Source organism: Nonomuraea dietziae (genome assembly GCF_014195505.1).
Classification (GTDB): domain Bacteria; phylum Actinomycetota; class Actinomycetes; order Streptosporangiales; family Streptosporangiaceae; genus Nonomuraea; species Nonomuraea roseola.
The window spans coordinates 316,837-337,395 of record NZ_JACIBV010000002.1 but is presented as its reverse complement, the minus strand read 5'-3'; the positions used below and the strand labels follow the sequence as shown (position 1 = coordinate 337,395).

General features: G+C 72.3%; 19 protein-coding genes and 1 tRNA gene. 8 read left to right on the top strand and 12 right to left on the bottom strand.

Translation table 11 applies throughout. From position 1 onward, the window contains the following. Positions 1 to 38: 38 nt before the first annotated feature. Positions 39 to 881, top strand: a complete 843-nt coding sequence (locus FHR33_RS44265) for an NAD(P)-dependent oxidoreductase (protein WP_183661242.1) — start codon at positions 39 to 41, stop codon at positions 879 to 881. 49 nt (positions 882 to 930) lie between these two features. Here the strand turns inward: FHR33_RS44265 and FHR33_RS44260 are convergent, their stop codons facing one another. Continuing rightward, a complete protein-coding gene (locus tag FHR33_RS44260) occupies positions 931 to 2,559 on the bottom strand; it encodes a hydantoinase B/oxoprolinase family protein (protein ID WP_183661239.1) in 1,629 nt (542 codons plus the stop codon). Then, positions 2,556 to 4,577 carry a hydantoinase/oxoprolinase family protein gene (locus FHR33_RS44255; RefSeq protein WP_183661237.1) on the bottom strand — a complete coding sequence of 674 codons (2,022 nt, stop codon included), beginning with the start codon at positions 4,575 to 4,577 and terminating at the stop codon, positions 2,556 to 2,558. Before FHR33_RS44255 ends, FHR33_RS44260 begins: the two co-directional genes overlap by 4 nt. A gap of 437 nt (positions 4,578 to 5,014) precedes the next feature. Here FHR33_RS44255 and FHR33_RS44250 point away from each other — a divergent pair. Then, positions 5,015 to 5,088 (top strand) — tRNA-Leu (locus FHR33_RS44250). A 142-nt stretch (positions 5,089 to 5,230) separates the two neighbouring features. Here the strand turns inward: FHR33_RS44250 and FHR33_RS44245 are convergent. The 3 genes from FHR33_RS44245 to FHR33_RS44235 are packed head-to-tail and all read right to left on the bottom strand — an operon-like array spanning position 5,231 to position 7,752. Continuing rightward, complete coding sequence (locus tag FHR33_RS44245; RefSeq protein ID WP_221242547.1) at positions 5,231 to 6,151, bottom strand: NAD(P)/FAD-dependent oxidoreductase; 921 nt, start codon at positions 6,149 to 6,151, stop codon at positions 5,231 to 5,233. Then, positions 6,148 to 6,687 (bottom strand): isoprenylcysteine carboxyl methyltransferase family protein, encoded by a 540-nt coding sequence (locus FHR33_RS44240; protein WP_183661234.1) that lies wholly within the window; start codon positions 6,685 to 6,687, stop codon positions 6,148 to 6,150. The genes FHR33_RS44245 and FHR33_RS44240 overlap by 4 nt, the downstream gene beginning before the upstream one ends. A gap of 6 nt (positions 6,688 to 6,693) precedes the next feature. After that, a complete protein-coding gene (locus FHR33_RS44235; RefSeq protein ID WP_183661232.1) occupies positions 6,694 to 7,752 on the bottom strand; it encodes a type III polyketide synthase in 1,059 nt (352 codons plus the stop codon). 139 nt (positions 7,753 to 7,891) lie between these two features. Between FHR33_RS44235 and FHR33_RS44230 the strand changes: the two genes are divergently transcribed. Continuing rightward, positions 7,892 to 8,734, top strand: coding sequence for a UbiA family prenyltransferase (locus tag FHR33_RS44230; protein ID WP_183661229.1), 843 nt, complete (start codon positions 7,892 to 7,894; stop codon positions 8,732 to 8,734). Here FHR33_RS44230 and FHR33_RS44225 read toward each other — a convergent pair. Beyond that, a complete protein-coding gene (locus FHR33_RS44225; RefSeq protein WP_312896055.1) occupies positions 8,731 to 9,882 on the bottom strand; it encodes an NAD(P)/FAD-dependent oxidoreductase in 1,152 nt (383 codons plus the stop codon). The two genes, FHR33_RS44230 and FHR33_RS44225, sit on opposite strands and share 4 nt — an antisense overlap. Positions 9,883 to 10,101: 219 nt before the next feature. On the opposite strand from FHR33_RS44225, the gene FHR33_RS44220 reads away from it, so the two are divergent. Together FHR33_RS44220 and FHR33_RS44215 are read left to right on the top strand one after the other, a co-directional pair. Continuing rightward, positions 10,102 to 10,938 (top strand): MEDS domain-containing protein, encoded by an 837-nt coding sequence (locus tag FHR33_RS44220; RefSeq protein ID WP_183661222.1) that lies wholly within the window; start codon positions 10,102 to 10,104, stop codon positions 10,936 to 10,938. Continuing rightward, positions 10,928 to 11,755: an ATP-binding protein gene (locus tag FHR33_RS44215; RefSeq protein ID WP_183661220.1), complete on the top strand. Its 828-nt coding sequence runs from the start codon at positions 10,928 to 10,930 to the stop codon at positions 11,753 to 11,755. The genes FHR33_RS44220 and FHR33_RS44215 overlap by 11 nt, the downstream gene beginning before the upstream one ends. Before the next feature lie 108 nt (positions 11,756 to 11,863). Here FHR33_RS44215 and FHR33_RS44210 read toward each other — a convergent pair whose 3' ends face one another. From FHR33_RS44210 to FHR33_RS44195, 4 genes are all read right to left on the bottom strand, one after another. After that, positions 11,864 to 13,033, bottom strand: a complete 1,170-nt coding sequence (locus tag FHR33_RS44210; protein WP_183661219.1) for an FUSC family protein — start codon at positions 13,031 to 13,033, stop codon at positions 11,864 to 11,866. Positions 13,034 to 13,071: 38 nt separating this feature from the next. Then, a complete protein-coding gene (locus FHR33_RS44205; protein ID WP_183661217.1) occupies positions 13,072 to 13,425 on the bottom strand; it encodes an STAS domain-containing protein in 354 nt (117 codons plus the stop codon). 118 nt (positions 13,426 to 13,543) lie between these two features. Then, a complete protein-coding gene (locus FHR33_RS44200; RefSeq protein ID WP_221242546.1) occupies positions 13,544 to 15,328 on the bottom strand; it encodes an APC family permease in 1,785 nt (594 codons plus the stop codon). 238 nt (positions 15,329 to 15,566) lie between these two features. Continuing rightward, positions 15,567 to 16,586 (bottom strand): hypothetical protein, encoded by a 1,020-nt coding sequence (locus FHR33_RS44195; RefSeq protein WP_312896054.1) that lies wholly within the window; start codon positions 16,584 to 16,586, stop codon positions 15,567 to 15,569. A 62-nt stretch (positions 16,587 to 16,648) separates the two neighbouring features. On the opposite strand from FHR33_RS44195, the gene FHR33_RS44190 reads away from it, so the two are divergent. From FHR33_RS44190 to FHR33_RS44180, 3 genes are all read left to right on the top strand, one after another. After that, the gene (locus FHR33_RS44190) at positions 16,649 to 17,107 is read left to right on the top strand and encodes a MarR family winged helix-turn-helix transcriptional regulator (protein ID WP_312896053.1); all 459 of its coding nucleotides are present in this window, start codon (positions 16,649 to 16,651) and stop codon (positions 17,105 to 17,107) included. Positions 17,108 to 17,181: 74 nt separating this feature from the next. Next, entirely contained in the window at positions 17,182 to 17,505 is a 324-nt protein-coding gene (locus FHR33_RS44185) for a hypothetical protein (protein ID WP_246453704.1), read from the top strand. A gap of 286 nt (positions 17,506 to 17,791) precedes the next feature. Next, positions 17,792 to 18,136 carry an isoamylase early set domain-containing protein gene (locus FHR33_RS44180; RefSeq protein WP_183661215.1) on the top strand — a complete coding sequence of 115 codons (345 nt, stop codon included), beginning with the start codon at positions 17,792 to 17,794 and terminating at the stop codon, positions 18,134 to 18,136. A gap of 259 nt (positions 18,137 to 18,395) precedes the next feature. On the opposite strand, the gene FHR33_RS49480 is transcribed toward FHR33_RS44180, so the two are convergent. After that, positions 18,396 to 19,718 carry a serine/threonine-protein kinase gene (locus FHR33_RS49480; protein ID WP_221242545.1) on the bottom strand — a complete coding sequence of 441 codons (1,323 nt, stop codon included), beginning with the start codon at positions 19,716 to 19,718 and terminating at the stop codon, positions 18,396 to 18,398. Positions 19,719 to 19,793: 75 nt separating this feature from the next. Then, complete coding sequence (locus FHR33_RS44170) at positions 19,794 to 20,534, bottom strand: class I SAM-dependent DNA methyltransferase (protein WP_183661214.1); 741 nt, start codon at positions 20,532 to 20,534, stop codon at positions 19,794 to 19,796. Positions 20,535 to 20,559: the final 25 nt, after the last annotated feature.

Sequence of the window (20,559 nt, the reverse complement as noted above, 5' to 3'; positions counted from 1 at the left end):
AGAGCGGATCGAGAGGGCGTCGCCGCAGGGTGGTGGGCATGACTTCAGTGACGGTGATCGGGCTTGGCCTGATGGGCAGGGCGCTCGCGGGCGCCTTCGTGAACGCGGGACTTCGGACGACGGTGTGGAACCGCTCGGCTGGAAAGGAGGTGGAGGGGGCGCGCCGCGCGGAGAGCGTGGCGGCGGCGGTCGGCGCCTCTTCGCTGGTGGTGGTGTGCGTGGTGAACAACGACGCGGTGCTCGGGGTGCTGGAGCAGGCCGGTTCGCTGGAGGGCAGGGTGCTGGTGAACCTGACCAACGGCACGCCTGCGCAGGCGCGGGAGGTCGCCGCCAGGGTGGCCGAGCTGGGCGGGCGCTACGTCGACGGCGGCATCATGGCGGTGCCGCAGGTGATCGCGGGGCCGGGGGCGCTGGTGCTCTACAGCGGCTCGCGGGAGGCCTTCGAGGAGCACAGCGCCACGCTGGAGGTGCTGGCGGAGGCGCGGTTCATGGGCGAGGACGCGGGCGCGGCCGCGCTGTACGACCTGGCGTTGCTGAGCGGCATGTACGGCATGTTCGGCGGGATCTACCACGCGTTCGCGATGGTGCGGGCGTCAGGTGGTGACGTGCGGGAGTTCGCGCCGATGCTGACGGCGTGGCTGGCGGCGATGATGGCGGGTACACCGGAGGCGGCCGAGGAGGTCGTTTCCGGCGAGTACACGACGGAGGTGTCGGCGCTGGCGATGAACCAGCTGGCGATGCCGAACTTCTTCGAGGCCAGCAAGGAGCTGGGGCTGCGGGGTGACGTGCTGGCGCCGATCAGGGACATGATCGACAGGGCGGTCGAGGCGGGTCACGGGGCCGACAGCCTGACGCGCCTGGTGGACATGATCAAGGAGTAGCCCGGCTCCCCGCCGCGCCGGACCGGGCGCGGCGGGGAGTTCGCCGGTCCTACCGAGTGGTCATGCCCTGGGCGAGGTCGTCGGCGACGGCCTCGGGGGCGCGCCGGGCGGCCGGGCCGTAGCCGCCGCCTCCTCCTGACTCGCAGCGAAGGACGTCGCCCGCCTTGACGGGCAGGGCGTTGACCTTGAGCATGTGGCGTTCGGCGTCGGTGCCGGGGTTGAGGACGACGCGGGGCGGTGCGCCCGCCGCGCCGCCCGCCAGGCCCCACGCCGGAGTGACGGAGCGCTCGAACCACAGGGACAGGGAGGTGTCTCCGCTGAACTCGTACTCGCGGACGACGCCGTTGCCGCCGCGCCACTGTCCCTGCCCGCCGGTGTCGGGGCGGACCTCGTAGCGGGTGACGCGCACGGGGAAGAGCGTTTCGAGGACCTCGATCGGCATGTCGCGCAGGGAGCCGTTGACGTTGTTGATGAGGGCGCTCTCCCCGTCGCCGCCCTCCCACGCGCCCCACCCGCCGACGGTGGCCTCCTGGGAGACGTACAGCTTGCCGGTACGCGGGTCGGTGCCGGTGAACTGGACGATGAGGGAGTCGCCGTAGGAGGCGGCGGCGGCCTTGCCCGGCAGGACGGGGGCGAGGGCCTTGACGACCAGGTCGATGAGCAGGCCGAGGTGGGAGTAGTAGTACTGGCAGGCGGCCGGCGACTGGGCGGCGAGCATGGAGCCCGGCCTGGTGGTGACGTCGAGGGGGCGGAAGGAGCCGCCGTTGAGGGGGACCTCGCCGCTGACGAGCAGCTTGTAGGCGACCCGGACGGCGGCGACGGCCTGGGCGGCGCCGCAGTTGACCGGCCCTGTGGTCTGGCCGGCGCAGTCGGTGAGGTCGACGTGGACGGTCTCGCCCTCGACGGTCACGGTGACGTTGACCGGCAGCGGGGTGGCGAGGTCGATGCCGTCGTTGTCGAGGTGGCCGCCCGCGGTGTAGGTGCCGTCGGGGATGGCGGCGATGGCCTGGCGTTCGAGGCGCTCGGTCTGGGCGAAGATCTCGTCGCGGGCGGCGGTGACGGTGTCGAGACCCCATCGCGTGACGATCTCGGCGAGGCGGCGCTGTCCCGTCATGGCGCAGGCGACCTGGGCGCGCATGTCGCCGAGCGTGGCGTGGGGGAAGCGGACGTTGCGCGCGATGACCTCGTGCAGGTCGCGGCATGGCCGTCCGGCCTCGTAGATCTTCATCGGGCCCATGCGCAGGCCCTCCTGGAAGATGGAGGTGGAGTCCATGGAGCCGCCGGGGTCCTTGGAGCCCATGTCGAGCCAGTGGGCGCGGGAGGCGGCGAACCCGGCCAGCTCCCCTTCGACGAAGATGGGGCCGTAGACGGTGACGTCGTTGAGGTGGGTGCCGCCGATGTAGGAGTCGTTGAGCACCCAGACGTCTCCCTCCTGCCAGACGTCGCGGCCGAACATGCGCTCGGTCTCGCGGGTGCACACCTCCAGGTTGCCCAGGAAGATCGGCAGGCCGCTCGACTGGCCCAGGACGTTGTGGTCGCGGTCCATGAGCGCGACGGCGCAGTCCTTGGCCTCGTAGATGACCGGGGTGTAGGAGGAGCGGATGAGCGTGGTGTTCATGTCCTCCGCGGCCTGCAGGAGCGCGCAGCGGATGATCTCTGTGGTCACTGGGTCGATCATGAGGTCACCTTGATGATCAGGAATCCGTTGGCGTCGAGGGCGGCGAGGCAGCCGGGCGGGACGACGGTGGTGGCGGTCTCCTCGACGATGATCGCGGGACCTTCCAGCTCGCCGTCGATGGCGTTCCTGCGCAGGACCGGGGTGCGGTGGACCTGCCCGTCGAAGATGACGTCCCGTACGGCGGGCGGGTGCTCCTCGGTGGTGGGCGCGGCGGTGGCGGTCCTGGGGAAGGTGCCGAAGCCGGTGCTGCGCAGCATGACGAACTCGACGGGGGCCTCGGGGGTGGCGTGGCCGTAGCGGCTGGTGTGGGCCTCGGCGTAGCGCTGGGCGACGGTCTGGAGGAAGCCCTCGCCCGCCGGTTCGTCCGCGCCGGTGAGCGGGATGGTGAGGGTGTAGTCCTGGCCCTCGTAGCGCATGTCGACGGCGTGCTCGACGCGCTGCCTGGAGCGGGGGACGCCCTGCCCGGTGAGGGCGGACTCGGCCTGGCGGTGCAGCTCGGCAAGGGCGGCGGCCATGTCGCGGCCGTCGAGGTCGTCCTGCTGGCGGAAGTAGGGGTGGGTCAGGTCGCGCCGCACGTCGGCCTCGAGCATGCCCCACGCGGAGAAGGCGCCGGGGAAGCGGGGGACGACGACCTCGCCGATGCCGAGCTCCCTGGCGATGAAGACGGCGTGCATGGCGCCCGCGCCGCCGAAGGCGACCAGGGCGAACTCGCGCGGCTCCACGCCGTGCTCGACCGTGAGCGTGCGGATGGCCTGCGCCATCTTGGCGTTGGCGACGTCGCAGATGCCCTCGGCCAGCTGCAGGGGGTCCATGTGGAGCTCTGCGGCGAGGGTGGCGACGGCCTCGCCCGCCGCGTCGGTGTCGAGCCGCATGAGGCCGCCGGCGAACCAGGCGGGGTCGACCCGGCCGAGGACGACGTTGGCGTCGGTCACGGTGGGCCGGGTGCCGCCCCTGCCGTAACAGGCCGGTCCCGGTACCGCCCCCGCCGACTCGGGGCCGACGCGCAGCGCGCCCGCCTCGGCGTAGGCGATGGAGCCGCCGCCCGCGCCGATGGTGTGGAGGTTGACGATGGGCATCAGGACGGGAAAGCCCTCGATGCGGGCCTCGGCGCTGACGTCGGGCCGCCCGCCGACGACGAGGGAGACGTCGAAGGAGGTGCCGCCCATGTCGACGCAGATGGCGTTGTCGCGGCCGAGCAGGCGGGCGGCGGCGACCCCGCCCATGGTCCCGCCGACCGGTCCCGACAGGAGGGTCTGCAGGGGGCGCCTCATCGCGTAGCCGGCGTTGACCAGGCCGCCGGACGACTGCATGACGTGAACGGGGACGGTGAGACCGCGTTGGGCGAAGCGCTGCTCGATCCTGGCGAGGTAGGCGCGGACGACGGGGCCCGTGTAGGCCTCGAGCACGGCCGAGGAGGTGCGCTCGTACTCGCGCCACTCCCTGGCGACTTCGTGGCTGAGCACGACGAGGACGTCGTCGCCGAGCTCCTCGGCGAGGATCTGCCCCGCGCGGATCTCGTGGGCCGGGTTGACGTAGGAGAACAGGAGGGTGACGGCGACGGCGTCGAAGCCCTCGGCTCTGGCGCGATGGGCGGCCTGCCGTACGGCCTGCTCGTCGAGGGGGTGGAGCTCCTCGCCGCGCCAGTCGAGGCGGCCTGCCGCCTCCATCACGTCGCCACGGGGCACCAGCGGGGTGGGTTTGCGGTAGCGCAGGTCGAACATGCGGTCGCGGTTGCCGCGGGCGATCTGGTAGACGTCGCGGGCGCCGGCGCTGGTGAGCAGCAGGACGCGGGCGCCCTTGCGTTCGAGGAGGGCGTTGAGTCCCTGGGTGGTGCCGTGCACGAAGAAGGAGATGCGCGCGGGGTCGTCCACGACGCGGCCGAGCGCGGCGAAGACGCCTTCGGCGAGGTCTCCCGGGGTGGTCGGCGCCTTCGAGGCCACGACGGCGCCGCTCCGCTCGTCGTAACAGACCACGTCGGTGAAGGTGCCGCCGATGTCCATGGCGACGCGATAAGTCATGGGGGCACCGTACGTGGTCGGCGGCGACGGCGGGTGTGCAGGGCGCACAGGGCGCTCACCGGTCGCGGGCGTGAGGCACTGCGGCCGATTTAAATGAGTGGCGACGCCGGAATCGCGCGGGTTACTGTCGTGACATCGGAAAAGAGCCGGATCAACGGTGGAACAGGAAAGGGGCGGTCGTGATTCTCCAGCTGAGTTGGCTTGCCCTGCTGTCCTGGCGGGCTCTCGGGTAGTCCTTTCGGGGATCGCTCCTGTGGCCGCCGTGGACAGTCGTCCTGGCGGCTCTTTCGTTCCATTGGCCTCAGTCTTCCCTTCCCGGGCGGTCGTTTCCTGCGCCGCCCGATGGCTGCCAGCGCTCGCCGGCCACGCGGCGGCATCGGCAGAGCCCGTGGGAGGGCCCGCTGCCGAGCGGGCACCGCGACGGGCACTTCAGCAAGGCCGCTCTAGCCCAACTGGGAGAGGCACCGTGTTCAGATCGCGGACAGTCAGGGTTCGAATCCCTGGGGCGGCACGCAGGATCGAGGACGCAGGATCGAGGAGCCGGAGCGGGCGCGCCGTTCAGGCCAGTGCGCGCACCACGGTGGTGAACACCGCGGGCAGGCGCGCGGCGGCGGGGACGACCAGGCGGGCGGTACCCGGCCGGTGCGCGGCCCTCAGCAGGGCTCCGGTGAGCAGGCGGTGCGTGCGCGACAGGCGCCGCCACGCCCGCTCGTAGTCCTGGGGGCGGCCGGCGGCCAGGCAGCGCACGAGGGCGCGCGCCGACAGGGCGGCAAGGCACAGGCCCTCGCCGGTGATGGCGTCGGTGTATCCGGCGGCGTCGCCGACGAGCAGGACGCGGCCTGCCACGCGGGTGCGCACGCGCTGGCGCAGCGGGGCCCCGCGCCGCGCACGGGGGTCGCGGCGGGGCCCGCGAGCCTGTCCAGGAGCGCGGGGAAGGCGGCCAGATGCTCGTCGTAGCCGCGCCGCTGTGAGGTCAGGATCGCCACTCCCACGAGGTCGTCGCCGACCGGGGTCACGTACGCCTCTCCGCCCTGTGACCAGTGGACCTCGACGTAGTCGGACCAGGGGGCGACGTGGTAGTGCCTGCGCAGGCCGTAGCGGTGGGGGCGGCGATCGGGCAGGCCGAGGCCGAGCCAGGCGCGCAGCGGCGAGTGCAGGCCGTCGGCGGCCACGAGCCACCTGGCCCGCAGCCCCGCCGCCTCGACGCCGTGCTCGTCCTGGCGGGCCTGGGTGATCTTCCCGGTGACGATCGGGATGCCGAGCCCGGCGGCGCGCGCCGTCAGCGCGGCGTGCAGTTCGGTGCGCCGCACGCCGCGCCCAGGGGAGTGGCGGAAGCTGGCCCTGGCGCGGGTGGCCGCGTCGATGTAGTCGATGCCTTGCAGGGGATGGCCGCCGACCTGGACGCCCATGGCCCGCAGCGCGGCCACGCCACCCGGCATCAGCCCTTCGCCGCAGGCCTTGTCGACGGGGGCGGCGCGCGGTTCGACGACGACGACGTCCATGCCGGCCAGCGCCGCGTGGATCGCGGTGGCCAGACCGGCGGGGCCGCCGCCCGCGACGATGATGTCGATCACGAGGTGGCCGGTCTGGGTCCGTCGGCCAGGGTGGCGAGCGCCTCGTTCTCACAGCGGATCCGCACCACCATCAGGGCGGCGTTGAGCACGGTGAAGGTCAGCGCCGTGACCCACGCGCCGTGCACGAGGGGGAGCGCGGCGCCTTCGACGGCGACGGCCACGTAGTTCGGGTGGGGCAGCCGGCTGAACCGGTAGGGGCCTGAGGTGACCAGGGGCAGCCCTGGCACCACGATCACCTGGGTGTTCCAGCGGGGGCCGAGGGCGCGGATGCACCACCAGCGCAGCGCCTGGGCGGCGACGACGAGGGCCAGCATCGGCCAGCCGAGGGCCGGGACGAAGGGCCGGTCCGCCAGGTGGACCTCGAGCAGGCAGCCGGCCAGCAGGCCGGTGTGCAGGGCCACCATCCAGGGGTAGTGGCCCTGCCCGCGCACGACTCCGCCGCGCGCCATGCTCCACTTGGCGTTGCGGCGGGCGACGACGAGTTCGGCCAGGCGCTCCAGGCCGACGAGCACGATGAGGAGCGAGTACCAGGGCATCGGCGCCTACCAGCGCAGCAGGACGAGCTCGGAGCAGAACCCCGGGCCCATCGCGACGAGCAGCCCGGGGGTCCCGGACGGCGGTGGACGAAGGCGCAGCGTGTCGCGCAGCACGTGCAGGACGGAGGCGGAGGACAGGTTGCCGATGGCGGCCAGGGAGCGCCAGGTCAGGTCGAGAGCCCCGGCGGGCAGGTCGAGGGCGTCGGCCACGGCCTCGAGCACCTTGGGTCCACCCGGGTGGCACACCCAGGCCGCGATGTCCTTCGTGGTGAGGTCGTGGTCGGCCAGCAGGCCGTGCACGTCGTCGGCGAGGTAGGTGCGCACCACGTCGGGGACGCCCGCGTCGAGCACGACGCCGAAGCCGCTGTCCCTGACCTCCCAGCCCATGACCTGTTCGGAGTCGGGATAGAGGTGGCTGCGGGTGGCGATCACGGTGGGCGCGCCCGTCCTGGCGGGGCGTCCGGAGCCGCAGACCACGACGGCGGCGGCGCCGTCGCCGAACAGGGCGCTGGCCACCAGGCTGGCGGGCGAGGCGTCCCCGCGCTGCAGGGTGAGGGAGCACAGCTCGACCGAGAGCAGCACGGCGACGTGGTCGGGCCAGCCGCGCAGGTAGTCGTGCAGACGGGAGATGCCGGCCGCGCCCGCGACGCAGCCGAGGCCGAAGATCGGGATCCGCTTGACGTCGGGCCGCATCCCGAGGCGGCCCGCCACCCTGGCCTCGATCGAGGGCGCCGCGACGCCGGTGACCGACGTGAACATGATCAGATCGACGTCCGCGGGGGAGAGGCCGGCCTGCTCCAGCGCGCCCGCGACCGCCTCGACCCCCAGGTCGACGGCGGCGGTGACGAAGACGTCGTTGGCCGCCCCGAACCCGTCGAGCTTGGCGTACTCCTCCAGGGGCAGCACCAGGTGGCGCTGGTCGACCTTGGCGCCGGCGTGCAGGCGCTCGAGCAGGCGCCGGTCGGCGCCCTCGGGGAGGAAGGATCGGGCCGCCAGTGTGGTGAGGTCGGCCTGCGGGTAGCGGTTGGGGGGCAGGACGCCGTGAACGGCTGCGATCCAGGTCATCGAAGGCCCTCCGGTAGCGGTTGCCGGAAGGGTGCCCGAACCGGTGGCTACTATGCCCATGGGATGGCATGAATCCTCGCTGCCTATGATCGAGCTGCCTATGATCGAGCTGCCTATGATCGAGTGGGTGTGACGGACGATGGGCACGGCGCGCGCGCTCAGGGGGCTGGCCGGTAGCTGCCATCCGGGACCGACGCTCGCGGTCACCGTTCTGGTCACCGTGCTGGCCGTCGCGAGCGGCCGCGACGCGGCCGGATGCGTGCTGGTGTTCGCCGCGGTCCTGACCGGTCAGCTGTCGATCGGATGGTGCAACGACGCGGTCGACGCCGGTCGCGACACGGCCGCGGGACGCACGGACAAGCCGGTCGTCGCAGGTGTGGTGAGCGCGACGGCGGTGCGTGACGCGGCGGTCGTGGCGCTCGCGCTGTGCGTGCCGCTGTCGCTGGCCTCGGGGGTGGTCGCGGGCCTGGCGCATCTGGTGGGCGTCGTGGCGGCGTGGGCCTACGACCTCGGGGTGAAGGCGACGCGGCTGTCCTGGCTGCCGTACGCGGTGGGGTTCGGCGCGCTGCCGGCCTTCGTGACGCTCGGGCTGCCCGGCGGGCCGTGGCCGTCCTGGTGGGTCGTGCTGGCCGCGGCCCTGCTGGGAGTGGGCGCGCACCTGGCCAACGTGCTGCCCGACATCGCCTCCGACCTGGCCGCCGGCGTGCGCGGCTGGCCGCAGCGGCTCGGGCGCGCACGGGTCTCGGCGCTGGTGCCGCTGCCGCTGCTGGCCGCCACCGCGCTGCTGGCCTTCGGCTCGTACGGCGCGACGCCCGCCGCCTGGGTCGCGCTCGCCGCCGCGGGCGCGACGACGGCGGCGGGACTGACGGCGGGGCTGCCGGCCGCGGGCAGGTGGCCGAAGGCCCCCTTCGTCGCCGCGATAGCGGTGGCCGGCATCGACGTCGCGCTGCTGGTCGCCAACGGCGCCAGGCTCACCGCCTAGCCGCGCGCGCCCAGGTTCGTCCTGATCCAGCGGCTCACGACGGCCGCCGCCAGCGGCGCGGGCACCGTCCCCGCGCCGAGGCCGACCTCGACCAGCAGGTCGAAGACCTCCGGACGGCGGGCGGCCGTGGCGATCGCCGCGTCGATGAAGCCGGGCGACTGCGCGGCGCGGGCCAGCACGTCGGTGGTGAGCAGGTGCCTGCCGAGGGCGGCGCGCAGCCGGCGCCGGTAGGCGGTCAGCGGGTCGCCCGCGGACAGGACGGCCGCCTCGCCGGCGAGCCTGCCCGACAGCAGCGCGTAGTAGATGCCCTCGCCGGTGAGGGGGTTGATGAGGCTGGCGGCGTCGCCCGCGAACAGCACCTTGCCGACGCCGGGCTTCGGGCGGCCCGGCGACAGCGGCAGGTGGTGGGCGCGCAGGTCGCGGGCGGGCAGGTGCGGCAGCAGCTCGGCCAGCCTGCCGTGCAGCACCTGCCGTCCCGGCAGGCCCGTGGCGTGCAGGGTCGGCAGCAGCATGCCGAAGCCGACGTTGGCGGTGCCGTCGCCGATCGGGAAGGCCCAGGCGTAGGCCGGCCAGCCTGCCCGCTGCATGGCGATGAGCTGGGCGTCCTCGTCGTCGGGCATGTCGGCGTAGCCGCGGACGGCGATGGCGGTGTGTCGTTCGGGTGTGGGACGGGCGCCGAGCAGGCGCCGCAGCGTGGAGTGGGCTCCGTCGGCGGCGACGACGGAGCGGGCGGTCAGCTCGCCGTCCACGACGACCCTGCCGTCCTGGGAGGTCAGGGAGCGGACGCGGTGGCGGCGCACCACCACGCCGCGAGCGCGGGCCGCCTCCACCAGGCGGGCGTCGAACACCATGCGGGGCACGACGTGGTTGGGGCGGGCGACCCTGGCCGACACCCGTACTCCGCCGGGGGAGATGACCGACAGGCGCTGCGTCGGCCGGTAGTCGGCGATGAGGTCGGGCAGGCCAAGCAGGCCGAGCTCGTCCCTGCCGTGGGCGGCGATGCCGTCGCCGCAGGCCTTGTCGCGGGGGAAGTCGTCGCGGTCCAGCAGCAGCACGGCGGCGCCGGGACGCAGTTGCTTGGCGCGGAGGGCGGCGGCCGCGCCCGCGGGGCCGCCGCCGACGACCAGCACATCCCAGACGTCTGTCACACAGCGCTCCTTCCACCGCCGCGCCGGCCGAAACCGGCGCGCGCCTGGTGAGCGTCCGGTCTGAGGGTAGGGGAGGCGGCTGAGGGTGTGTGGCATTGACGCCTCCGCCAGGACGATTGATCACTATCCTTGGGCGGTTGACGGTGCGGAACGCGGCACAGGGCCCGCGGTGGGGATGGTGGCGTGATGACGTTGGATGCGGATACGCAGATCACGGACTTGAGACTCAACGATCACGCCTGCCTCACCTTCGGCGAGCCCGAGGAGTTGCTCGACCTCACCGCCGCCTACATCAGAGACGGCCTGGCCGGAGGCCAGCGCGTCGTATGGTTGAGCGAGGAGCCGCAGGGAGCGCTGATCGAGCTGAACCGCAGGGGGATCGCCACGCAGTCCACGTCCGAGGCGGGCCGGATGGAGATCAGGGCCTGTCAGGACGGGTTGCTGGCTGGGCAGAGCTTCGCGGTCGAGCACGCGATGGGGTGGTTGCGCGATGAGATGGCAGCGACCGAACGCGAGGGATACGCGGGGCTCAGGATCGCTCTCGACATGAGCTGGGCGCTGCGCCCGATCAGCGGTATCGAGCAGCTGCCCGCGTTCGAGGAGGAGATGGCGGTGGCACTGTCGGGCACCAGCGCGTCGGTGCTGTGCCAGTACGACCGCGACCGGTTCGACCCCGTGACACTGGCCTCGGTCTCGGCCTTCCATACGCGCTCGGTCGCCGCGGCCACCTACCACAACGACCCGCTGTTGCGGATCTGCCGCCAGTACGCGCCACCGGGCATCAGGCTGGCAGGGCAGATCGACCAGGCGGCCGAGGACTCGCTGGCGCTGGCGCTGGCCGAGGCGATCAGGGTGGACGGCGACATCACCGTCAACATGGCCGAGCTGTCGTTCATCGACCTGTCCTGCACCCGGATGATCATCGACGCGGCGCGGAGCCTGGCCCCCGCCCGCAGGGTCCTCCTGCGTTGCGGCGGCGCGGTCGCGGCGCGATTCGTCCTGCTGGGCGCGGCGGCCGTTCCCGGCGTCAGTCTGGTGACCGTCCATGACCGGTGACGGAACGCTGAACACCCCACAGGCGCCCGCCGACGGCGGGGGCGAGCTGCCCGCGGGCGCGCCGCTCATCCTCGACCAGCACTTCGACGGCGACTCGCTCTACGCGCTGCGGGCCACGCTCGAGGCGCACGTCGCGCAGGCCGGGCTGCCGGAGGGTAGGGCCAGCGACCTGATCATCACCGTGCACGAACTGGCCACCAACGCCGTCCTGCACGGCGCGGGCGCCGGGCGGGTGCGGCTGTGGAGGCAGGCGGGGGCGCTGCACTGCCAGGTCAGCGACGAGGGCAGGGTCAAGGCGGGCGAGCGGTCCGCGGGCCGTCCCGCCGACCAGTGGCCCTACGAGCACGGGCACGGGCTGTGGATCGCCCGCTATCTCGCCGACAGGCTCACCGTGCGGTCCGCCTCGCCGGGCAGCGTCGTCACGGTCGCCTTCGACCTGCCGCGCGACGATCGCCTCCCCCGATTCAGCCTGGTCCGTCACGCCAGGCCGTCCCATGTCGAGCTGGCGCTCTCGGGCGACCTCGACCAGCAGGCGGCGCAGGAGGTGAGCACCGCCGTGCAGGCCCTGCTGTCGGAGCACCCGGCGCCGCGGCTGGTCCTCGACCTGACCGAGGTGACCTTCTGGGACGCCATCGGCATCGCGGCCCTGGTCACCGCGCAGCAGCGCGTCAACGAGACCTCGGCGGGGGTGATGTTCGTGGCAGGGCTGTCGGAGGAGTTCAGGCGGCGGCTCACGGCGCTCAGCCCGACCGGCTTCACCTTCTGCGACAGCCCCGAGCACGCCGCCAAGCAGATGCCCTCTCCCGACGACAGATGACCGTCCGCCCCCCCTTGACCTCGACTCCGGTCGCAGGCGCGAAGGGTCTACCGTCGACTCGGTGGGCGGGCAGTGGACCCCGCCTTGACCCGCCCGACGCGGCTGATGTCAGGCCGGGGTGCGCAGGGTGGCCAGGATGTTCAGGATGCGCTCGGCGTCGGTCAGCAGGCTTCCGCTGATGGCCCAGCCACGGGGATGGTCGAGGGCCCCCGCCTGGATCTGCGTGGTCATCTGGTCGCGGATGTGGTCGGCCTGGGCATGGGCCCGCGCGAAGGCGTCAGGGCCGGAGTCGGCGCTCTCGCCGACGCCCGCGGGTCTGACGCGGCCGGTCACGATGTCGGCGATCAGCTCCAGCAGGACGGAGTAGTCGCGGGCGTAGTGGTCGCTGAGGTCGTCGGGTGTGGCGGCCAGGTCGTTCTGGTGGTCCAGGTGGGCCAGGGCGCGCACGATGGCGTGCAGGTGCACGCCGATCTCGGTCAGCGCCCGCAGGAGCTGGACGTGCTCGTCTCCGTCGGGTTTGTCCCGCTGACGCAGGTTGTAGCGGCGGCTCTCCGCGCTGTCGGCGACGGTGGCGGCGGCCTCGGCCAGGTGCTCGTCGAGCCTGTCGGTCTGGTGGCGCCACGACGGCAGGCCCGACAGGTCCCAGCCGTCGCGCAGCGCCCCTGCCACGTCGTCGAGCAGGGCGGACATCTCGCCGCTCAGCCGTTCGATGGCGGTGTCCGGGCGCCTGCGGTACAGCGGGGGCCACAGGGTGGAGTTGACCACCCCTCCGCACAGGGCGCCGATGGCGGTGGCCATCACGTAGGCCAGCAGATAGCGCTCCTGGGAGGCGGCGCCGAAGGAGAGCATGAGCACGGCGGTGGTGGCCACGTCGGTGCCGTGGCGGCCCATCCGGTGCCAGCGGGCCGCGACGAGGGCAGGGGGGACGACCAGGACGAGGGTGAAGGCGGTCAGGCCCAGCAGGTGGCCGATGCTGCCGGCCAGGATGACCCCTGCGGCCACGGCGGCGACCTTGCGCAGCCCGTTGGTCAGGGTCTTGTACACGGTGGCGTGCACCATGATCACGGCGGTGGCGGGGGCGATCCACAGGGTCTCACGCGGGAGGAACCGGTCGGCCAGCAGCCAGGCCAGCACGGCGGCCAGCGTGGCCTTGGCGATCTGCCTCAGCTCGAAGCGCTGGTGCGAGCCGCGTTCGCCGAGGGCTTTCAGCTGGGTGCGGACATAGGCGAGCTCCTGACGAATGGCGGCCGACAGGCGGCTGGACTCCGGATGTCGCATAGCGCGACATTTCCGGATCTTTCCCTTCGGCGCAAGCGTCAGGCTCGCGCGCGCGTGTCCCCGGCTCCCCTGCCGGTGGCCGAGTCGACGGCGAAGGCCTTGTCGAGCTGGGTGAGCTCGAGCACGCGCAGGAACGTGCCGTGCACATGGGTGAGGCGAAGGGCGGCGCCCGCGTTCGTGACGCAGTGCTGGACCTGCAACAGCGCGCGAAGCCCCTGAGAGTCGCAGAACGTCAGGGCCTCGGCGTCGAGCTCGACCGTGGCGGGACGGCAGCCCAGCGCCGTCTCGATCGCCTCGCGCAGGACCGCGGACGAGGTGAGATCCAGCTCACCCGACAGGCGCACGACCGGATGGGCCGCGTCGAAGCGCACGTCCGCTGAGAGAACCGTCATGTGCACCAGCCCCTCTCCGCAGGGGGTCAACCCCGCTCCCGCATACCTTACGCGTGGTCAGCGGCCCAGCCGGGGCAAATGGCCAGATGCGCGGGCGCGGACGTCGGTGGGCGGCCCCTCAGCCGACGTGGACGACGGGGCGGCGATCGGCGTCGGGTTCGGCCTGGCGCAGCACCTCGCGGGTGAGGGGCGGGATGTCGCCGCCGCCGAAGACCAAGTACCGCAGCAGCGCCCCGATGGGGTTGCCCTCGGCGGCCCAGTGGAAGTAGACGTGCGGCGTCTTGCCGGTCTGGTCGCGCAGGTACAGCAGGAGCGCCGCGATGGCGTTGGCGACCGTCGTGCTCTCCATGCGCAGGACGCGGAAGCCGTGGCGCTCCTCGCCGACCACGCGCAGCTCTCCTGCGAACTCCGAGGCGTCGGGCACGCTCACCTCCAGGAACAGCAGGCCCTCGCCGGTGCGCAGGCGGTGCAGCTCCCACGCCTCGCGGGCCTTGTCGACGTACTCCCTCTGGTCGCGCGCGTGCGGTTCGTTGGCGATGAGCCGGAGGTCGCCGCACTGGTTGACGTACTGGCGGGCCAGGTCGTCCATGGAGATGCCGGTGACGCGCAGCTCGGTGGAGCGGGTGGCTCGGGAGACCAGCGAGGTGATCACGATGGCCAGGACGAACAGCAGCGCGATCACCAGTCCGTCGGGGCGTTCGACGATGTTGGCGGCGGTGGCGTAGGCGAAGATCAGGGTGATGATCCCGAAGGAGACCGCGGCGCGGGTGCGGCCGCCGTTCCAGGCCGAGAGGGTGACCGCGACGGCCGCCGACAGGATCAGCGTGAGCACGCCGGTGGCGTAGGCGCCGCCCTGCGACTCCACCTCCGCGCCGAAGAAGACGGTGATGAGGAAGGAGATGGCGGTGAAGACCAGCACCATCGGCCGGACCGCGCGCGACCAGTCGGGGGCCATGCCGTACCTGGGCAGGTAACGGGGCACGATGTTGAGCAGCCCCGCCAGCGCGGACGACCCGGCGAACCACAGGATGGCGATGGTGGACAGGTCGTAGGCGGTGCCGAACCAGTCGCCCAGGTAGGCGTGTGCCAGGTAGGCCAGGGCTCGGCCGTTGGCCGCGCCGCCCTCGGCGAACTCCTCGGCGGGGATGAGGACGGCCGTGGCGAAGCTGGAGGAGATCAGGAAGACGCTCATGATGAGCGCCGCGGTGGTCAGCAACCGGCGCGCGCCCTTGATCCGTTGCACGAGGTCGCCCTTGACCAGGGGCATCACCGCGACACCCGTCTCGAACCCGGACAGGCCGAGGGCGAGCTTGGGCATCACGTACAGCGAGACGGCGATCATCGCGATCGGGCTCGAGTGCTGGCTGGTCAGCACGGACTGCCAGTCGGTGATCAACGAAGGCTCGGTGAACACCCTGTGCAGCGCCGCGGCCACCACGACCGCGTTCAGCACGAGGTAGACGGCCACCAGGACGATGGCGATCGAGATGGCCTCGCTGAAGCCGACCAGGAACACCCCGCCCAGCGCGGCGATCAACGCCAGCGTGACCGGCACCTGCCAGCCGGACAGGAACGCGGGAACGAACGGGTTGTGCAGCAGGTGGGCGGTGGCGTCGGCCGCTGACAGCGTGATCGTCACGATGAAGGCGGTGGCCACGAAGCCGAGCAGGAACAGCACCAGCAGCTTGCCGCGCCAGCCGGGCAGCAGGCGCTCCAGCATCGACAGCGAACCGAGCCCGTTGGGGCTCTCCTTGGCCACGGCCCTGTAGGTCGGCAGGGCGCCGAACAGGGTCAGCGCCACCAGCAGCATCGTGGCGATCGGGCTGAGCGCCCCCGCGGCCAGGGCGGCGATGCCCGGCTGGTAGCCCAGGGTGGAGAAGTAGTCCACGCCTGTCAGGCACATCACCTGCCACCAGGAGTGCTGATGGGCGGGGACTCCTCGTGGTGCGGGTCCGCGCTTCCCGGAGCGACACGCTGCAGGCCTTTCAGCAGCCACGTCCGCAGCGTCCGCTCCCTTACGGAAACGGACTGATCCACCCCGGCCAACCTGGCCACCCCCAACACCGAGCGCACGTCAAGACGAAGGTGCACACTACTGACGTCGAAGGTGATTTCTTCATGATCGGGGCGTCAAGAAAACGTCAAAAACGCGATCTGTCCGCTGGGGGCGTGCGCGCGCCGCGGATCAGCCGCGCCGTCCGCAGGCCCAGCCAGACGAGCAGTGCCAGGACCCCGACCAGCGCGTACTCGATCGCGGGGATGCGCAGCGCGTCGAAGGCAGACCCGACCTGGCCGCGCAGGGCGTGGACGACCAGGAGCGCGCCGACGTAGCAGCCGGCCAGCGCCCAGCGCACCGGGAGTGACAGTCCGAGGCCGTGCATCTGGGTGATCACGAAGACCCCGAGGAAGCCGAACAGGAACATCGGCCAGGCTCCGCCGGGGCCCGAGCTCGCCAGCGCCACGAGCGTCCCGTGGACGGCGACCGCCAGCTCCAGCGTCACCGTCCAGCGGCGGTCGGTGTGCGCCCTGGTGAGGAACAGGCTGCCCTGAAGCAGCAGGAGGAACATGTAGAAGAAGCCGACCAGGTGACCGCTCGTGATCTCCATGGGGTGGTACCAGAAGGTGTACACGGCCGCCCAGCTGAACAGGTAGCCGTGGTAGCGGCGGGCGAAGTCGACGACCTGGCGGCCGATGGGCGCCGGCCTGCCCAGGAACAGGCCGCGGCGGCGGTTCTCCATCACGAGCACCGCGACCAGCAGCAGGATGACCGAGCCCTGCGAGCTGAAGATCGAGACGTCCTGTGCGAGCCCGTCGTAGAACAGGTGGGTCTGCAGGGTGTGAAGGGCGACGAAACCGGTGTTCACCGCCAGCGCGACGACGTTGACCGGGTGCAGCCCCGCCGTGTACCTGCCGACCTTAGTCTGCGCGTAGTAGATCAGCGCCCAGAACGCGATCTGGTGGGCGGCGTAGCCGGCCCAGGCCGACAGCCTGCTCCACACGGTCGGCTCGGGCAGCTTCCAGTAGTACCAGGAGACTCCCTGGTCGGGGAGGAGCCTGATGCCCTGGAGCCGCTGGCCGAGCAGCCAGACGAGTCCCGTCGCGACGGCGCAGGCCACGACGCCCCAGGCGAGTGTACGGGTGGCATCCGATTTGTTCAGCACGCTGACTATTATGCTCAGCCTGCTGAACAAATGGCGCCCGCCGTCGGTGGAACAATGGGCGGGTGGCGCAGAAGGAGGGGCACGACGTCGCGGGCGCGGCCGACGCCGTACGGGCCGACATTCGCTCCTGGCCCACCGGCCGCCTGCTGTCGATGGCCGCGCGACTGGTCGAGAGCCGCTTCCACGACTTCCTCGAGGCCCACGGGCTCACCCATGCCGGCCTGATCACCCTGCACCACCTCGCCGAGGGGCCCCTGGCGCAGCGCGAGCTGGCCAGGCTCAGCAGGGTCACCGACCAGACCATGAGCCGCACCATCGAGCACCTGCGCAGGGCGGGCTACGTCGGCAAGGGCCCCGACGAGCGCGACCGCCGCAGGGTGCTGGTCCGCATCACCCCAGCGGGAGCCGAGGTGCTGGCGCACGCCCGCGAGGAGGAGCGCGGCTCCGACCGGCTGCTCGGCGCGGTGGACGAGTACGACAGCTTCCGCGAACAGCTGATCAGGCTCATCACGATCGTCTGACCGGCCACAACGGGCAGGTTCACCTTCCGGTCATGTGGGGTAGCGCTTCACATGCACCACAACAAGGGGGAACCATGATCAAGCAGCTTCACTCGATGGGCATCAGGTCCAGCCTCGCGTACACGGCTGGCATCGCCTCCATCGGCCTGTCCGTCGCTTCCTGGGTCGTCTCGAAGGGGTCGGAGAACGCGGGCCTCGACCGCGCCGACAGATGGGGCATCTTCGTCGGCGAGTGGGCGCCGACGCTGTTCGCGCTCGGCGTCGCCCTCCGGATGGAGGAACTGCGCGAGGAGGAGGAGATGCGGCAGCGCATGGGTACCAGCACCAGCACCGACACCGGCACCGGCATGTTCGACAAGTCGCAGGGCGGCAGGACTCCGGTGCACACGCAGCCGTAACGGGCCGGCGTCGCATCGCGACGTTCGCCGCCGCGGCGCCGGCTCACCCGAGCCGGCGCCGCGGCGCGAACAACGGGGGACGGGTCACGCTCGAAGGCCCAAGCCCCGGCCAGCGCCGCGGCGTCCCGGCAAGGGAAGCGGCAAACCCGGATCAAGATGTCCTTGCCGGACGTCGTGCCGCATTGCACCATTTCGAGCGGCGTTCTGCAATCACAGGAGGCGCGCCTCACCGTGGCAGTCACGGCCGGGGCGCGCATGCCGTGCAGACGCAACAGGAGGATTCTCGATGATCAGACAGGACATGCCGAGCGACGACGGGCTGGTCAGCCTCACGTTCACCCTCCCCGCCGACCTGCCGGGGCCGGTCTCGGTCGTGGGCGACTTCAACCAGTGGGACCCTTACGCCCATCCCATGACCCGCACCGACCAGGGGGCGCACAGCACCGTGGTCACCCTGCCCGCGGGTACCAGCATCTGCTTCCGCTACCTCGCCCACGGAGGCGCGTGGCTGGACGAGCCGGACGCCGACGAGCGCGACCACCGCGGCTCCATCGTGCACCTGCCCGCGGTCTCCGCCGGCGAGGAGAAGCCGGCGCGCCGCGCCAACGCGGCCAAGGCCGCCGCCAAGTAGACGGCCTGACGGCTGCCGGCTCTCACCTTCCGCCGCACAGGGCGCGGTCGACGAGCCGCTCGGCGTGCCTGTGGGAGTCCTGGAACTCGGTGGAGACCGGGACGATGACCCTACGCTGCCGTCCGCGGTGACGCCGGTCCTGCTCGTGCAGCCGAGGATGTCGCCGCCGTTGCCCGCTGCCGTGCCACCGCACGGCAGCGGGCGACGCAGGAGGGTGTCGGCCCTTCAGTCGATCGACGTCTCCGTCCGGCCGTGGCGCTCACCGGCCGCTCTTGCCCTTGCCCTTGTTCTTGTCGCGCTTGTTCCCCTTGCCGGGCTGTGCCTTCTTCCGGTCCGTGGGCTCAGCGACGACCGCGGGCCTGCGGGGGAAGGCCGACGCGGTGCTCACCCCGGTGTTCTCTCCCGTGCTCTCCCCGGTGCTCTGTCTGCGCGTCTTCCTGGTCGTGGCGTGGGGCGCGGGTTCGGCGGAGCTCCGCCGTACGGCGGGCGAGGGGGAGACCGACTTCACGGGCGCCTTCACGGGCGCGTCCATGGAGGAGTCGGAGGGGGCGTCCGCGGCCGGGGGAACGGCGGGGCGGGCCGCCGACGGGGTGGGTGGAGCGCCGCTCTGCAGGGACGTGGTCAGGGCCGCGACGACCAGGGCCGCCACGGCGGCGGGAAACAGCCTGCTGCGCCATGGGCGGGCGGCCGTCGCAGCGCTCACGGAGGTCTCGGACGCCGGAGAGACGGGCTGGGGCGGCACGTCGGCGGTGGAGCGCAGGCGCCCGTCGTGAACGGCGGCGAGCAGCAGCGCCTCGGCCTCGTCCAGGCTCATCCGCTCGGAAGGCTCCTTGCGCAGCAGCCCGTGGATCACCGGGGCCAGCGCACCCGCCTTCACCATGGGCGGCGGCTCGTCGTGCACCACCGCGCCGAGCGTGGCCAGCACGTGGGAGCGGTGGAAGGGGGACAGGCCCTCGACGGCGGCGTAGAGCAGCGCGCCCAGCGACCAGAGGTCGGAGGCGGGAAGGGAAGGGCCGCCCGTGGCGCGCTCGGGCGCCATGTAGGCGGGGGTGCCGACGACCATGCCCGACCTGGTCACCGAGGCGTCCTCGTCCAGCGCGGCCAGCCCGAAATCGGTGAGCACCGCGCTGCCGTCGTGGGCGAGCAGCACGTTGTCCGGCTTCACGTCGCGGTGCAGCACGCCGACGGCGTGGGCGGCGCGCAGGGCCCGCAGCAGGTCCAGGCCGATGCGCGCCACCCGTTCGGCGGGCAGCCCGCCGCGCTCGGCGATCAGCCCGCCGAGGGGCCTGGACGGCACGAACTGCATGATGATCCACGGGTGCCCGCGCTCCTCCAGCACGTCGTAGACGGCCGCGACGCCCGGATGGCTGATCCTGGCGGCAGCGCGGGCCTCCCGCAGCGTCCTGCTCGTGAAGACCTCGACCTCGTTCTCGGCCATGCCGACAGGCGGCACGACCTCCTTGACCGCGACGTCTCTGGCGAGCAGCTCGTCGTGGGCATGCCACACCCGGCCCATGCCGCCCTGACCGAGCGGTCTCAGCAGCCGGTAGCGCCCGCCGAGCCGCTCCACGTGTTCGGACATGGGAGTACGGGTACCCGCCCGACATGTCGGCATTCAGCAGAGTTGTAACAACGTGATCACGCCTGTGGTGAAACGTTAGTCCTGGGGCAGGCGGTAGACCGTGACGTGCGCCCGGCTGTCGTCGCCGAACGCCGAGCCGTTCCAGTCCGACCAGCGGTGCTCGCGCTCCATGCCCGCCAGCCTGGCCATGAGGTCGAGCTCCGCGGGCCAGGCGTAGCGGTGGTTGGCGGGCAGCAGCCGTACGCCCTCGGCGGTCAGCCGTACCTTGGTGGTGTGCATGAACTGCTCGGCGGGTGAGAGCCTGGCCGCCTCGGCCAGGACGGTGTCCTCGCTCATGGACAGCAGCCGCAGGGCCGAGCCGTCGCGGAAGGCCGCGGGGTCGGGCACCCAGGTCTCCACCACGAACCTGCCGCCGGGCAGCAGGTGGTCGGCCGCGTTGCGGAAGCAGTCGACCTGGGCGTCCTGCGACGGCAGGGCGAAGATCGTGTTCGTCGTGAGCGCCACCAGGCTGAACCTGCCCTCCACCTTGGTGGTGGCGAAGTCGCCGACGGAGACGGGGATGCGCTCGCCGCCCGGCTTGGAGCGCAGGATCTCCACCATGTCGGCGGAGCCGTCGATGCCGGCCACGGTCAGGCCCCGCGCGGCCAGCGGCAGGGCCAGGCGGCCGGTGCCGATGCCGAACTCCAGTACGGGGCCGTCACCGGCCAGCAGCGCGAGCCGCTCGACGGTCGCCTCGGTCGGCAGGTCGGTGACCGTCGCGTCGTAGATGTCGGCGATGCTCCGTCCGTAGGCGGAGGCGTCGAAGGCGGGTGACATCAGCGGCCCCCCTCGCGGTCAGAGC